A 13,052-nucleotide genomic window follows, 5' to 3' on the forward strand; every position below is an offset into this window, starting at 1 on the left:
CGTTCCCCGCCCGCGGCTCGACGCGTCGTGCGCCACCCTGCCGACGCCCGAACGCGACCCCCTGGGGTGACCGTTTCGCCGGGTGGCACTCGTCTCATGCTTGGCGGCGGGCGGCCCGGTCCTCGGCCGCCGCGAGCATCCGCTCCTGCCGGTCCAGCACCGCCGGCTGCTCGGGCAGAGCGACGTCCTGGACCGCCCGGAGCCGACCGTGCCGGGTGGCCAGGGCCACGGCCGCCGACCGCCGCATGCCCACGGCCTCCCCCTCGGCGGCGAGCGCGCGCCGAACCCGGCGCCGGTAGGAGTGCCGCACCGGGACGTAGACGGCCATCGTGCACGCGAAGACCACGGTGACCTTCAGCAGGACGGCGACGATCCCCTCACCGAACAGCGGCGAGTCGAGCAGCCAGTGCTGGGCCACCGCGAGCAGGACGAGCAGGGCCGCCAGGAGCGCGTGCCGCCGCTCCGGCCGCCAGTCGTCGGCGGCGAGCAGCCCCACGGCGGTGCCGGCCACGGCCGACATCGCCCAGTGCGAACCCAGGCTGGTGAGGCCGACCCGCACGACGGTGGTCGTCGCCACCGCCGTGGCCGGGTCCGTGGCCCCGGTCTGGGTCACGGCCTGGAACGCGTAGATGAGGTTCTCGGTCACCTCGAACCCGAGTCCGACGAGCGCGCCCGTCACGAAACCGTCGACCGGGCCGCGCACCGCCCGGGGAAAGACCACCGCGACCAGGACGACCCCCGCGAGTTTGAGGAGTTCCTCGTTGAGGGGCGCGGTCAGCGCCGCGTCCCAGACGCCCATGACCTCCAGTCCCAGGAGCTTCGACCAGATCGAGCTGAGCCCGCCGTTGGCGATGATGCCCGCGCCCGTCGCGGCCGTCAGCCCCCACACCGCGGCGACCGCGCTGGGGAACGGGTCGGGCGCGCGCACCGGGCGGATCCTGCGCAGGATCCAGAACCCGAACGCGAACGTCGCCACCGCGAACCCCAGGGCGAGGACCGCCGCCCAGGGGAAGACGCGGACGTACCCGGTGAACTGGAACACCTGCAGGACCAGCCCGGCCAGGCAGGCCGCGGCGACCACCACGGCGCCGACCAGGGCGGGGATCCGGGTGCCGGGAGGGCGTGAGCCGGGTCGCGCGTGCGCGGGCGCGCCGTGCCGGGCCGTGTGTTCGGTGCTCGGCGGCCCGGGCTCCCGGGCGCCGTTCGTTCTCGGGGCGGGGATCCGGGTCTCCTCCGCCGCTCCGTTCGGGGCGGGGACCGTGTCGCGGGGTTCGCGGGGTGCGTCGTTCACGCCGTGCCTCCCCCGGAGAAGGAGACCGACCGGACGACGTCCTCGACCGCCGCGAGGTCCGCCGGGGTGGCCTCCCGCCCGGACAGGACCAGCTGGACCGCGAACTTCCCGTCGGGCGAGGGGTAGAGGGCCGCGACCCCGTCCTCGTCGCCGCTCAGGGGCCCGGTCAACCCGGGTGCGCCCTCGTCGGCGGCGACGGGGCGCGGATCGCCCAGCCGTGCGTCCGGGTCCTCGATGCGCACGGTCCTCCCCAACCCCCGCCACAGCTCCGCGGCGCCGGGAGGTGTCTCCTCCACGGGGACGACGGAACGCACGCTGAGTTCCACCGGGCCACGGCTGAACAGGTAGGACCGGTCGGCCGCACTGGTGCCGGGGTGCAGCTCCCACCCGCCGCGGTCGAGGGTCAGCGCCGCGTCGTAGCCGCCCTCGGACCCGACCCGCAGCACCTGACCGGAGGGCACCGGTTCGGTGTCGGGCAGGACGGCGTTCAGCAGCGGCCAGACCGTCACCAGCAGCGCGGTCACCGCGGTGGCCGCGGCCAGGGGCACCCAGGCGCCCGGGCCCGGGCGCGGTGGTCTCGGTCCGGGGTCCCGCACGTCCGTGTCCGCCATCGCGCCCTCCGTGTCCGTGGCCCAGTGCCGGTTCCAGAGAAACACTCAGATGTGCGGATGAAGGGGACGAAAGCGCAACTTGGCGCACGTTTGCTGAGATTTCACCTGACCAGGGGAGGTCAGAGCGTCGGGATCAGCCCCCCGTCGACGCGGACCGTCGACCCGGTGACGTAGGCGGCCCGGTCACTGGCCAGGAAGGCGGCCACCGCGCCGTACTCCTCCGGGTCGCCGTACCGCCCCGCCGGGATGGCGGCGCGCGCGTCGGCCTCGACCTCGGCCAGGGGGCGGCCCTCGCGCTCGGCCCTCGCCCGGTCCAGGGCGTCGGTGCGCGCCGTGGCCACCTTCCCGGGCACGATGACGTTGGCCGTCACGCCGAACGGCGCCAGTTCGCGGGCCACGGTCTTGGACCAGGCGTGCAGCGAGGAGCGCAGGGTGTTGGAGATCCCGAGGTTGGGGATCGGCGCGACCGCTCCCGACGAGGTACTCGTGATGATCCGCCCCCACCGGCGTTCGCGCATGCCGTCCACGACGGCGTCGGTGAGCGCGATGACCGGCAGGACCATCGCCGCGTACTGCTCCTGCCACAGCCCGGGGGCCTGCCCGAGGGCCGGGGTGGGCGGCGGTCCGCCGGTGTTGTTGACCAGGATGTCGACCGGCCCCAGCTCCTCGGCCGTGTGCGCGGCGACCTCACCTGCCCGGCCGTGGTCGGACAGGTCCCAGACCGTCCCCGTGGCGCGGACGCCCAGTGCTGCGCAGGCCGCGACGGTGGCGTCCAGCCGCTCCCGGTCGCGGCCCGTCACGGCCACGTCGACCCCCTCCGCCGCCAGGGCGACGGCCATGGCGCGGCCGAGTCCGGAACTGGCGGCGGTGACCAGTGCGACCCTGCCCGCGATCCCCAAGTCCATGTGATCCTCCCGATCCCTGCTCGTGCTCCCCGCATCCTGGCAGCCGCCGCCGCACCGCGCACGTACCGGGGCCCGGGCGGCGGCTCAGCCCGGACCGGCGGACTCCCCGCGCCGCTCGCTGTGGCGGGCCACCCGCACGCGGTTCCCGCACGCCGTCGAGCACCACGCGCGGCGCGGATGGGTGCGCAGGTAGAACAGGACGCAGCCCGGGGCCCGGCAGGAGCGCAGCAGGCCGAGGTCGGGGCCGGTGAGCAGGTCGACGGCGGCCCTGGCGACCCGGCCGAGGGCGACCCGCGCCGGGTCGGCGGCGTCGGTGCGGCGCACGGCCGTCCCGTACCCGTCCGGCGGGAGTTCGGTCCAGTCGGCGTTGGCGCGCACGGCCCGGTTCACGGCGGCGACGTCCTCGGGCGCGGCCGGGGCGCCCGAGGCGGCGGCGGTGAACACCCGGCGCAGGGCCTCACGCAGCCCGACGAACGAGGCGAGCGCCCGTTCGCCCCCGGCTCCGGACAGGTCCGTGCGGGACGCGGCGAGCCCCAGCACCTCGCGGTGCTCGTCGATCCAGGCGCCCAGCTGCTCCGGGTCCGCGAGCGCGTCGACCCGCCGGCCGCGCCGACCGCCCCGGACGAAGACGGTGTTGACCAGGTCGACCGCCGGGTGCACTCCGCGCAGGGGGACATCGGCCACACGGTCCGAGACAGTCATGCCCCGACCGTATCCGAGACCGGGGCGGTCGCTCTCCGGCCGTACCCGCCCCGCCGACCGGTTCCGCGGTCAGACCGCGGCCGATGCGACCGGCGGGTTGGCCCGGGAGTACTCGGGCGTACCGGGGGAGAGCAGCCCGGCGCCGGGGGCGGCGACCACCTCCCGCACCGCGAACTCGACCGAGCGCCGGGCGCCGGGGGTACCGTCCTCCCAGCGCACCCGTGCCGTTCCCGTGAGCTGGAGCAGGTCACCGGTCTCCCAGTCGGGGACCAGGAGTCCGGCCCGGGGGTTGACCCAGAGGTTGCCCAGGGTCATGAACATGGCGTTGCCGACGTAGTCCGGCCAGCTGAGCAGCTCGGGGGAGTGCACGGTCAGGAAACCGGGGTTGCCGCCCCGGTGGCTGGCGTCGGCCGCGCCCGACTCACCGGCGGTCGCGACGAAGAACGTGTCCGCCCGGCGCAGGACCTCCTGCTGCGCCCCGGTCAGCCGCCGCCCCCTGGTCGGCGCGGCACCCGCCGGGACGGAGGGCACCAGCTCCCGTCTTTGGATGTACTTGGGGCAGTTGGCGTACACCTGGTCGACCGTGATGCGCAGCCCCTCGGGCGTGAGGGCACGCGCGGTGCCGTTGACGCGCATACGGCGCCGGGCCACCGGGTCGAGGGCGATCGCGCCGACCTGGACGGGGCCGTCGCGCAGGACCCCGGCCAGGGGGTCGCCGTCGCGGAGCGGGGCCGCGACCTCGACGGTGCGTTCGTCACGCGCCCGGAGGAACCCGGGGTCCCCGGTGAGCAGTGAGGACCACACCCGGCCGTCCTGGTCGGCCGCGCCCAGGACGAACACGCGTCGCGCGGCGAGGAACCGTGCGGCGACGTCGGGGATGGTGTCGCGGACGGACCGCCCCGCGTGGTCGGCCGGGTCCGTCAGGCCGCTGCGGGCCTGTACCGCCCGCTCTCCGGGATGGTAGGTGCCCATGCCGTCGTCCTTCCTTGGTGGCGGGGGAGCGGTGCCCCGGGGACGGGGCACCGCGGTGCGGGGGTTCGGGTCAGAAGAAACCGCAGGTGGGGGCGGAGGCGACGGGAGCCTTGATCCCCTCGGCGCCCGTGGGCGCGTAGACCTCCAGCCGGACGCCGTCCGGGTCGTGGAAGAACACGCCCCCGGAGGAGGCGCCCTCACCGTGCGGGACCACGCCGTCGTAGGCGAACCCGGTGCCCGCGGCCCGCAGCCGCGCCTCCACCGCGCGTACCTCCTCCACCGTCTCCACCTGGAAGGACAGGTGGTGCAGGCCGGACACGTCCTTCCGGAACGGTGCCGACGCCTGCCGCCACAGGGTCAGGACGAGTGCGCCGTCCCGGCCGAGGAAGGCGAACTCGCGCCCCTCCTCCGTGCCCCGGCCCATCACCTCGAACTCCAGGGCCAGCGTGTAGAAGGCCACGGACCGCTCGATGTCGGTGACGTTGAGACCCACGTGCCCGGTCTTCACGTTGTTCAGTGCCACAGCACACCTCTCTCAGGGGTTCGCCGGTTTTCACTAACCGCCAAAGTGGATATTAGGGGGTTAGTTCGTGTGGTGCAACCAGTAAAACGAACATGAGTGGTTAGGTGGGGTCCTTGGTACGATCCAGGCGGCTCCGCGCGGACGCGGGCCTGGAACGACGTACGAGGCGAGGAGCCATGGCTTCGACGGTCACGAGGCGGCGACCGCTGGTCGGTGAGCCGGTCGCCATCGATCTGCTCAACACCCGGTGGGTCGAGGGAACGGACACGCGCGACCTGCTCGACGGGATCGACGGTCTGCGCCAGTGGCTGGGTGAGGCCGGTCTGGACACGCGGTTCGACGCCGACGGCCGGACGCTGGAACGGGTGCTGCTCGCCCGCGACGCCCTGGCCGCGCTCGTGGACGCGCCCGAGGACGGCGTGGCGGCCGCCCGGCTCAACGAGGTCCTCGGCCACGGCTGCGTGCGCAGACTGCTGCGCGACGGGGCCCCCGCGGTCACCGTCGAGTTCGACGATCCGGGGTGGGGGCCCGCCTGGACCGCGGCCGCGGGCTACCTCGACCTGCTCGACGCCCCGGACCGCATTCGCGGGTGCGCCAACCCCGCCTGCGTCCTGCGTTTCTACGACACGTCCAGGAACGGCACCCGGCGCTGGTGCTCCATGGCGGGGTGCGGCAACCGGGCCAAGGCCGCGCGGCACCACGCGCGCCGCCGGTAGCCGGTTCCCCGGGTCCACCGCCCGGCTCACCGGGCCAGGAGTCCCCCGGTTACCCGGGCTCCTCCCGTCCGGTGCACCGTTCCAGAGGTCCGGCGAAGCGTCGCACCGGGCGCGGGCCCGAGCCCCGGATCAGTCCGTCCGGGCGTGCGGCTCGATCTCGGCGGGTTCGGCGCACGGCGGTGTCCAGCGCCCCCATGGTCTCCTCCGGCGGGGTGCCGGGGTCCGGGCGGCCGTACCGGCGCCGCGGCATCGCGTCGTAGCGGGCGGGAACGGCGGCGTGGACCACGAGAGGACTCCCTGACGTCGGCGGACTCGGGCCGCCGACGTCCTCGCCCCGTCGGCGGCACCGGCCGGGGAGGCCGGTCGGGGCCGGCACGGGTGTGACCCGTTCCGCGGGGAGCGGGGTGTGCGATGCTGGGTGTGGGGCGATGCGGCCGACCACGGCCGACGAGCCGGGGAACGGTGGCCGCACCCGCACCCGCGTCCCGGCCTGAGGCCCGGGAGGAGGACGGACCATGCACACCCGTACCCGCGACACGGCCGCGCGCTACCCCGATCCGATGCCGCCGGACCCGATCCCCCCGTTGCCCGTACCGCCGACCCCGCCCGCTCCGCCGACCCCGCCTCCCCCGTTGGAGCCGGAGCCGGAACCGAAGCCGCCGGGGCCCGTCCCGGATCGGCCCGGTCCCGAACCGGAGCCCGAACCGGCCTGAGCGCGCCGTTCGGGCCCGCCCGGGGGAGCTCCGCGCCCCCGCGGGTCAGGCGGAGGCCCGCGTCAGCCGGTCCGCCTGCTCCTCGGTCAGCTCCAGGGTGAGGACCGGAAGGAGGTCCTCCAGCTGGGCCGTGTCGCGCGCGCTCGCGATCGCCGACACCACCCCCGGACGGTCGGCCAGCCACGCCAGGGCGACGGCCGCCTGGGAGACGCCGTGCTCGGCCGCGACCGCGTCCAGGGCCTCCAGCACGCGTGCGCCGCGCGGTCGGTCGAGGTAGGACCGGGCCGTCCCGGCGCGCGGGCTGTCCACGTCGGGGCCGCCGGGGCGGTACTTGCCGGTGAGGAACCCCCGGGCCAGTCCGAAGTAGGGGAGCAGGGCCAGCCCGCCCTCCCCGGCGAGGGGGACCAGGTCGGTCTCGATGCCGCGTTCCACCAGGTTGTAGTGCGGCTGGACGCACACCGGGGCGTGCAGGCCGCGGTCCGCGCAGATGTCCAGCCACTCCCTGATCCGGTCCGGGCTGTGGTTGGACAGGCCGATGTGGCCGATGACGCCCTCGTCCACCAGGGAGGAGAAGGCCTCCGCGCTCTCGGCCAGCGGGGTGTCGGGGTCGTCGAAATGCGCGTAGTACAGGTCGATCGCGTCCACGCCCAGCCGTGCGAGGGAGGCGTGGGCGGCGGCCCGGACGTTGTCGCGGGACAGCCCGCGGAACTCGGGGTGCTGGCTGACCTTGGTCGCGATGACCAGGTCGTCGGGGCGTCCGCGCGAGGCCAGCCACGCGCCGATGACGGTCTCCGACTCGCCGCCGCGGTGGCCCTCGACCCAGGCGGAGTAGGAGTCCGCGGTGTCGACGAGGTTTCCTCCGGCCGCCGTGTAGGCGTCCAGGATCCGGAACGAGGCGGCCTGGTCGGCGGTCCAGCCGAAGACGTTGCCACCCAGGCAGAGCGGGGAGACCTGCAGGTCGGAGCGGCCGAGCGGGCGGAGTCTGGTGTCGGTCATGCTCACCGTTCTCTCGTGGAAGGTCGGTGGTCACGGTCAGGCTAGGGCAGCGGGGGCCACGGGATCCAGGTCCTTCTCCTGTGTCCTCGGCGGATCGTTCGTGTGGGGGACACCACCCGGTGGGCTGGGCGGAACGTAATTTCCTACCAAAAAGGTGGGATAGTCTCGACATGGGATGACCCCACCACGGGTGTCCCATCCCGCGGGCGCCCGGAGTCCCACCGGTACCGGCCCCTCCTCAGATCCGCCACCCCACGATCACGAAGGAGCGCACCATGCGCACGACCCCGACCGTCATCGGCGCCGCAGCAGTCACCCTGGCGCTCGCCGCCTGCGGTGCTCCCAGCGAGCAGGCCGCGAGCGAAGCCGCCGAGGCCGGGGCGCTCCGGATCGGTGTGAGCCCCGTGCCGCACGGTGACATCCTCACCTTCATCGACGAGAACCTCGCCGAGGAGGCCGGGCTGGACCTGCAGATCGAGGAGATCTCCGACTACAACACCCCCAACGCCGCCCTGGCCGAGGGGGAGCTGGACGCCAACTACTTCCAGCACCGCGCCTTCCTCGCCGAGTGGCAGGAGAACGGCCCCGACGCCGAGTTCTCCTACGTCACGGACGTGCACATCGAGCGCCTCGGCCTGTACTCCGAGAGCGCCGCGTCCCTGGAGGAGCTGCCCGAGGGCGCCGAGATCGCGGTCCCCAACGACCCCGCCAACCTCAACCGCGCCCTGCGCATCCTCGAGTCCGAGGGTCTCGTGACGATCGACCCTGAGGTCGGGGAGTCCGCCACCGAGAAGGACATCACCGACAACCCCGAGGGCCTCGTGGTCACCCCGCTGGAGGCGGCCCAGCTGCCGCGCTCCATCGCCGACGTGGACGCCGCGATCGTCAACGGCAACTACGCGATCGAGGCCGGGCTGACCGAGGACGCCAACGTCCTGGCCTGGGAGCCCGAGGGTGAGGACTACGTCCAGACCTACGCCAACGGTCTGGTGACCCTGGCGGAGAACGCCGAGGACGAGCGCATCGTCCGGCTGGTCGGGCTCCTGCACGACGAGCGGGTCCTGGAGTACGTCGAGAACACCTGGCAGGGAGTCGTCCTGCCCGTCGACGCGGACGGCGTGGTCGTGGAGACCGAGGGCGTCGTGGAGACCGAGTAGTCGCCTGCGCCCGGAGCGGTCGCTCCGGGGGTGCGTCGTTCGGCTGCCGTCGGGCGTCCGTCGGGGGTGGTGGAGCCAGCGGGTTCCGCCACCCCCGCGTCGTGTGCAGGAGGGCGGCCGCATCACCCGGTTCGGGTGATGCGGATCACTCTTTCCGTGGCGTGAGGTGCTCGGGGTGCGGAGGAGTGCGCTCGGTGACCGATGGTCGGGGTGTCGCCCTCGCCTGTTCGCCTGAACTGCGGTTTTCTTCGAGGGCGGGGTCACTCCGGGTGGCCGCGCGCCGTTGTTCGGGCTGGTCGTCGCGGTTGGCGGGGGCTCCCCGCCCGGCTTCCACAAAACCTACTTATTAAGTAGAGTTTCGTCAGACCTCGACAGCGGCCGGAAAGGGGCCCTCTCATGCGACCGCCCTCGCGCCCGACGGGAGTGCTCGCGGCCTGCCTGGCCCTGGCCTTGGCCGTCACCGGCTGCGGGGCGCTCACGGAGGACGACGGACCCTCCCTGACCCTGGGCTACTTCCCCAACATCACCCACGCCCCGGCCATGGTCGGCGTGGAGCGGGGCACCCTGGCCGACGCCCTCGGCGACGGCGTCGACTTCGACACCCGGGTGTTCAACGCGGGCCCGGACGCGATCAACGCCGTCTTCTCCGGGGAGGTCGACGCCGCCTTCGTGGGCCCCAACCCCGCCGTGAACGGCTGGGCCCAGTCCGAGGGGCAGGCGCTGCGCGTCATCGCGGGGGCGGCCTCCGGGGGAGCCGGCCTCGTCACGCGCGACGACGTCGGGAGCGTCGACGAGCTGCGCGGCGCCACCGTCGCCAGCCCCCAGCTCGGCAACACCCAGGACGTCGCCCTGCGCGCGTTCGCCGAGGCCCGGGGATGGGAGGTGGACACGGCCGGAGGCGGCGACCTGTCCATCCTCCCGCAGCCGCCCGCCGAGATCGTGGACGCCTTCGAGCTCGGCGAGATCGACGGAGCCTGGCTGCCCGAACCCCACCTGAGCCGCCTGCTCGCCCGGGGCGACGCCCGCCTGCTCGTCGACGAGGCCGACACCTGGACCGAAACCGGCGGTGCCTTCGTCACCGCGCACCTGGTGGTCGGGTCCGAGTTCCTGGCCCGTGAGCCCGAACTGGTCGAGGACCTGCTGCGCGGCCACCTGGAGACCGTCGACTGGATCAACGCCCACCCGGACCAGGCCCGCCGCGTCACGGGCGACCACCTGGAGCGGCTCACCGGGTCACGGCTGTCGGACGAGGTCGCCCGAGCGGCGTTCGACCGGATCACCTTCACCGTCGACCCCGTCGCCCCGTCGCTGTTCACCGGGGCCGAGCGGGCCGAGGCCGCCGGCCTGCTCGACCCCGTCGACCTGACCGGAATCTACGCCCTGGACCCGCTCGACGGCCTCCTCGCCGAGGACGGCCGCGACCCGGTCTCCGGGTGGGAAGGCTGATGAGGCCCATGACCACCGTCACCCACACCCCGACGCGCGTCAGCGCCGTGGAGGTCGACACGATCTCCAAGGTCTTCGGCGAGGGCGCGGGCGCCGTGACCGCCATCGACGGTATGTCCGTCTCCGTCGGCGAGCACGAGTTCCTGTCCATCGTGGGCGCCTCCGGATGCGGTAAGAGCACCCTGCTCTCCCTGGTGGCCGGGTTGGACCGGCCCACCACCGGCAGTGTGGACACGGCGGGTCACCGGGTGGCGATGATGTTCCAGGAGGCCGCGCTCTTCCCGTGGCTGACCGTGGGCGCCAACATCGAGGTCCCCATGAGGGTCAACGGCGTGCCCAGGGCCGAGCGCCGCGAACGCGTCGCCGAACTCCTGGAGCTGGTGCGGCTCACCGGATTCGCGCGCAAGCGCCCCCACGAGCTCTCGGGCGGCATGCGCCAGCGCGTGGCCATGGCCCGCGCCCTGGCCCAGGACGCCGACGTCCTGCTCATGGACGAGCCCTTCGGCGCACTGGACGCCATGACCCGCGACATCCTCCACGACGAACTGGAGCGGATCTGGCAGGAACGGCGGCTCACCGTCCTGTTCGTCACGCACAACGTCCGGGAGGCGGTGCGCCTGGGCGACCGGGTCGTCCTGCTCTCCAGCCGCCCCGGCCGGGTGATCGACGAGTTCCCGGTGGAGGGTGAGCGCCCCCGCCGGATCGACTCGGCGCTGATCGCCGGCCAAGCCGCGGTGATCACCGACCGACTCCGCCAGGAGGTCTCGCGCCATGCCTGACACCGACACCCGGGACCGCCAGGTCCAGGGCCTCGACGCGCTCGAACTCCAGCCCGAGCGCGGCCGACGGGGCGCGGGCGAGGTCGCGCGGCGGATCTGGTCGGCGACCTGGCCCAAACTGGCGGCCGTCGCCGTGGTCCTGCTCGCCTGGCAGGCGGTCGTGTGGTCCGGATGGCGGTCGGAGTGGGTCTTCCCCGGCCCGGACCGGGTGCTGCCCGTCCTGTTCCAGGAGGTCGCCTCCGCCGAGTTCTGGGAGGCCGTGGGCGTCACCATGCGGCGCGCCCTGACGGGCTTCGCGCTGGCGCTGGTGGTCGGTGTCCTGGTCGGCGTGGCGGTGGCGCAGGTGCGCCCGCTCCGGGTGGCGATCGGCTCGCTGATCACGGGTCTGCAGACCATGCCGTCCATCGTCTGGTTCCCGTTCGCGATGCTGCTCTACGGCATCAGCGAGTCGGCGATCATGTTCGTGATCATCCTGGGCGCCGCCCCGTCCATCGCCGGCGGGCTGGTCTCCGGCATCGACTACGTGGCGCCGTCCCTGCTGCGCGCCGGGCAGGTGATGGGGCTCCGGGGGGTCCAGCGGTACCGGCTGCTGATCGTGCCCGCCGCGCTGCCGATGTTCGTCGGCGGACTCAAGCAGGGGTGGGCCTTCGCCTGGCGGTCGCTGATGGCGGGCGAGCTGCTGGTCATCATCAACCAGCAGAACTCCATCGGCTGGGCGCTGAGCCAGGCCCGCCAGCTCAACGACGCCGAGCGCCTGCTGAGCTACGTCATCGTCGTGCTCGTCGTCGGGATCCTCATCGACGTCTTCTTCACCTGGGCGGACCGCTCCCTGCGGCGCCGGTGGGGGCTGGCCACGGCCTGAGCGGCCCGGCGGCCGTCCCCGTCCCGCCCGTCCACGACACACGGCCGCCCGCCGCGCGACACCTCGCACGGCGGGCGGCCGTCGTCGGTTCCCCATGCGCGGCGTGGCCTCCGGCATGGCTCCCGTCGCGGTTGCGTCAGGCCTCGACCTCGGCTCCGGTCTCGGCCCTCAGCCCCACGGACTCGATGCCCGCCAGGAGGGCGAGCTCGTCGTTGACGGACGTGTCACCGGTGGCTCCGCAGGCGCCCAGCAGGGTGCCCTCTCCGTCACGGACGAAGACACCTCCGGGGACACTGAGCACCCGACCCTGGGCCAGGGCCGCGACCGAGGTGAAGAACTCGGGTGAGGACTCCGCCCGGGCGGCGATCGCCCGGTTGGTCATCCCGAGCCCGAGCACGCCCCAGGCCTTGGCCACGGCGAGGTCCGGGCGGAGCAGACCCGAGCCGTCCTGGCGGGCCAGGGCGACGAGGACGCCGCCCGGATCGAGGACGGCGACGGTCAGTGGCTGGAGGTCGTTGGCGGCCGCGTACTTCACGGCTCCGTCGACCAGACCCTGAGCCTGCTCCAGAGTGATGGACACCAGGCGCGTTCCCTTCGTTCGGGTCTCCCGAGGGGGAGACGTCGGCGTCGAACCGCCCACGGAGGTCGGTGACCTCCGCACCACCCGGGGGTGGACCCCCGTGGCGCGCGCCGCGAGGGGTTGTGACGGTCACCACACGAGGCTAATGCATGCTAAATCAGTAGTGAATGTGGGGATACGCCTGATTCCCCCGTCGGGAGGCGGTCCCTCTTCGTGGAAAGCTCCATCACGACTGGTCAGGAGTGCAACAGCAGCCACGGCAGCCCCACCGGCACCACGGTCGCGGTGCGGTCGGCGCGCACGGGTTCGGCGAGCGGGGCTCAGTCTCTCCCGACCGTCCCGGGGCTCGCCCCCGGGGAGGACGTCAACGTCGGATCGCCCGTACGGGCTCGGCGGCGCGGGCGTCGTAGCGCCCGCGCGCCTCGGCGATCTCGGCCATGTGCTCTTCGGACCACTCCCGGACGGCGCCCATGAGCGTGCCCAGGTTCCTGCCGAGCGGTGTCAGGGAGTACTCCACCCGGGGCGGGGTCGTGGGGAACACCCGGCGGTCCACCAGCCCGGCGCGCTCCAGGTCGCGCAGGGTCCGGGTGAGCATCTTCTGGGTGATGCCCTCCAGGCGGCGGCGCAGCGCCCCGAAGCGCATCGGGTCGCCGGAGAGCGCGCACACGACGAGGCACACCCACTTGTTGGACAGCAGGTCAAGGACGTTGCGAGAGGCGCAGTTGCGGAGGTAGGCGTCCGCGCCGCCAAATTCTCCCATGTCAGGGATGGTATACACGAGGAACCTAGCCCACTTTCA

Annotated in this window: 14 protein-coding genes; 5 read left to right on the forward strand and 9 right to left on the reverse strand. The window is 73.7% G+C overall.

All coding sequences use genetic code 11. The features are described from left to right. Positions 1 to 94: 94 nt before the first annotated feature. The 6 genes from ACTVAJ_RS02470 to ACTVAJ_RS02495 all read right to left on the reverse strand — a co-directional run bounded on the left by ACTVAJ_RS02470 (position 95) and on the right by ACTVAJ_RS02495 (position 5,004). A complete protein-coding gene (locus ACTVAJ_RS02470) occupies positions 95 to 1,291 on the reverse strand; it encodes a PrsW family glutamic-type intramembrane protease (protein ID WP_470386362.1) in 1,197 nt (398 codons plus the stop codon). Further along, the gene (locus tag ACTVAJ_RS02475; protein WP_470386363.1) at positions 1,288 to 1,902 is read right to left on the reverse strand and encodes a hypothetical protein; all 615 of its coding nucleotides are present in this window, start codon (positions 1,900 to 1,902) and stop codon (positions 1,288 to 1,290) included. Before ACTVAJ_RS02475 ends, ACTVAJ_RS02470 begins: the two co-directional genes overlap by 4 nt. 119 nt (positions 1,903 to 2,021) lie before the next feature. Next, positions 2,022 to 2,807 (reverse strand): SDR family oxidoreductase, encoded by a 786-nt coding sequence (locus ACTVAJ_RS02480; RefSeq protein WP_470386364.1) that lies wholly within the window; start codon positions 2,805 to 2,807, stop codon positions 2,022 to 2,024. An 84-nt stretch (positions 2,808 to 2,891) separates the two neighbouring features. After that, the gene (locus ACTVAJ_RS02485) at positions 2,892 to 3,509 is read right to left on the reverse strand and encodes a CGNR zinc finger domain-containing protein (protein WP_470386365.1); all 618 of its coding nucleotides are present in this window, start codon (positions 3,507 to 3,509) and stop codon (positions 2,892 to 2,894) included. A 69-nt stretch (positions 3,510 to 3,578) separates the two neighbouring features. Continuing rightward, a complete protein-coding gene (locus ACTVAJ_RS02490) occupies positions 3,579 to 4,481 on the reverse strand; it encodes a pyridoxamine 5'-phosphate oxidase family protein (protein ID WP_470386366.1) in 903 nt (300 codons plus the stop codon). Positions 4,482 to 4,551: 70 nt separating this feature from the next. After that, on the reverse strand, positions 4,552 to 5,004 hold the full coding sequence (locus ACTVAJ_RS02495) for a VOC family protein (RefSeq protein WP_470386367.1): 453 nt from the start codon (positions 5,002 to 5,004) through the stop codon (positions 4,552 to 4,554). Between the two features lie 176 nt (positions 5,005 to 5,180). Between ACTVAJ_RS02495 and ACTVAJ_RS02500 the strand changes: the two genes are divergently transcribed. After that, a complete protein-coding gene (locus ACTVAJ_RS02500; RefSeq protein WP_470386368.1) occupies positions 5,181 to 5,720 on the forward strand; it encodes a CGNR zinc finger domain-containing protein in 540 nt (179 codons plus the stop codon). A 758-nt stretch (positions 5,721 to 6,478) separates the two neighbouring features. Here ACTVAJ_RS02500 and ACTVAJ_RS02505 read toward each other — a convergent pair. Continuing rightward, positions 6,479 to 7,429, reverse strand: a complete 951-nt coding sequence (locus ACTVAJ_RS02505; protein WP_470386369.1) for an aldo/keto reductase — start codon at positions 7,427 to 7,429, stop codon at positions 6,479 to 6,481. A gap of 275 nt (positions 7,430 to 7,704) precedes the next feature. Between ACTVAJ_RS02505 and ACTVAJ_RS02510 the strand changes: the two genes are divergently transcribed. From ACTVAJ_RS02510 to ACTVAJ_RS02525, 4 genes are all read left to right on the forward strand, one after another. Further along, positions 7,705 to 8,586, forward strand: coding sequence for a MetQ/NlpA family ABC transporter substrate-binding protein (locus ACTVAJ_RS02510; protein ID WP_470386370.1), 882 nt, complete (start codon positions 7,705 to 7,707; stop codon positions 8,584 to 8,586). A 396-nt stretch (positions 8,587 to 8,982) separates the two neighbouring features. Beyond that, entirely contained in the window at positions 8,983 to 10,032 is a 1,050-nt protein-coding gene (locus tag ACTVAJ_RS02515; protein ID WP_470386371.1) for an ABC transporter substrate-binding protein, read from the forward strand. 8 nt (positions 10,033 to 10,040) lie between these two features. After that, positions 10,041 to 10,811, forward strand: a complete 771-nt coding sequence (locus ACTVAJ_RS02520) for an ABC transporter ATP-binding protein (RefSeq protein WP_470386372.1) — start codon at positions 10,041 to 10,043, stop codon at positions 10,809 to 10,811. Then, complete coding sequence (locus ACTVAJ_RS02525; RefSeq protein ID WP_470386373.1) at positions 10,804 to 11,673, forward strand: ABC transporter permease; 870 nt, start codon at positions 10,804 to 10,806, stop codon at positions 11,671 to 11,673. The genes ACTVAJ_RS02520 and ACTVAJ_RS02525 overlap by 8 nt, the downstream gene beginning before the upstream one ends. 136 nt (positions 11,674 to 11,809) lie before the next feature. On the opposite strand, the gene ACTVAJ_RS02530 is transcribed toward ACTVAJ_RS02525, so the two are convergent. Then, on the reverse strand, positions 11,810 to 12,253 hold the full coding sequence (locus tag ACTVAJ_RS02530; RefSeq protein WP_470386374.1) for a GlcG/HbpS family heme-binding protein: 444 nt from the start codon (positions 12,251 to 12,253) through the stop codon (positions 11,810 to 11,812). 364 nt (positions 12,254 to 12,617) lie between these two features. Then, positions 12,618 to 13,013, reverse strand: coding sequence for a winged helix-turn-helix transcriptional regulator (locus ACTVAJ_RS02535; protein WP_470386375.1), 396 nt, complete (start codon positions 13,011 to 13,013; stop codon positions 12,618 to 12,620). Positions 13,014 to 13,052 lie beyond the last annotated feature (39 nt).

Source organism: Nocardiopsis sp. KDC1DS13DA1 (genome assembly GCF_055632325.1).

Bases quoted from the DNA above. Each gene is read 5' to 3' on its own strand.
- ACTVAJ_RS02535 (WP_470386375.1), bottom strand. From the start codon at position 13,013: ATGGGAGAATTTGGCGGCGCGGACGCCTACCTCCGCAACTGCGCCTCT.
- ACTVAJ_RS02515 (WP_470386371.1), top strand. From the start codon at position 8,983: ATGCGACCGCCCTCGCGCCCGACGGGAGTGCTCGCGGCCTGCCTGGCC.
- ACTVAJ_RS02475 (WP_470386363.1), bottom strand. From the start codon at position 1,902: ATGGCGGACACGGACGTGCGGGACCCCGGACCGAGACCACCGCGCCCG.
- ACTVAJ_RS02525 (WP_470386373.1), top strand. From the start codon at position 10,804: ATGCCTGACACCGACACCCGGGACCGCCAGGTCCAGGGCCTCGACGCG.
- ACTVAJ_RS02505 (WP_470386369.1), bottom strand. From the start codon at position 7,429: ATGACCGACACCAGACTCCGCCCGCTCGGCCGCTCCGACCTGCAGGTC.
- ACTVAJ_RS02520 (WP_470386372.1), top strand. From the start codon at position 10,041: ATGACCACCGTCACCCACACCCCGACGCGCGTCAGCGCCGTGGAGGTC.
- ACTVAJ_RS02490 (WP_470386366.1), bottom strand. From the start codon at position 4,481: ATGGGCACCTACCATCCCGGAGAGCGGGCGGTACAGGCCCGCAGCGGC.
- ACTVAJ_RS02510 (WP_470386370.1), top strand. From the start codon at position 7,705: ATGCGCACGACCCCGACCGTCATCGGCGCCGCAGCAGTCACCCTGGCG.
- ACTVAJ_RS02480 (WP_470386364.1), bottom strand. From the start codon at position 2,807: ATGGACTTGGGGATCGCGGGCAGGGTCGCACTGGTCACCGCCGCCAGT.
- ACTVAJ_RS02500 (WP_470386368.1), top strand. From the start codon at position 5,181: ATGGCTTCGACGGTCACGAGGCGGCGACCGCTGGTCGGTGAGCCGGTC.
- ACTVAJ_RS02485 (WP_470386365.1), bottom strand. From the start codon at position 3,509: ATGACTGTCTCGGACCGTGTGGCCGATGTCCCCCTGCGCGGAGTGCAC.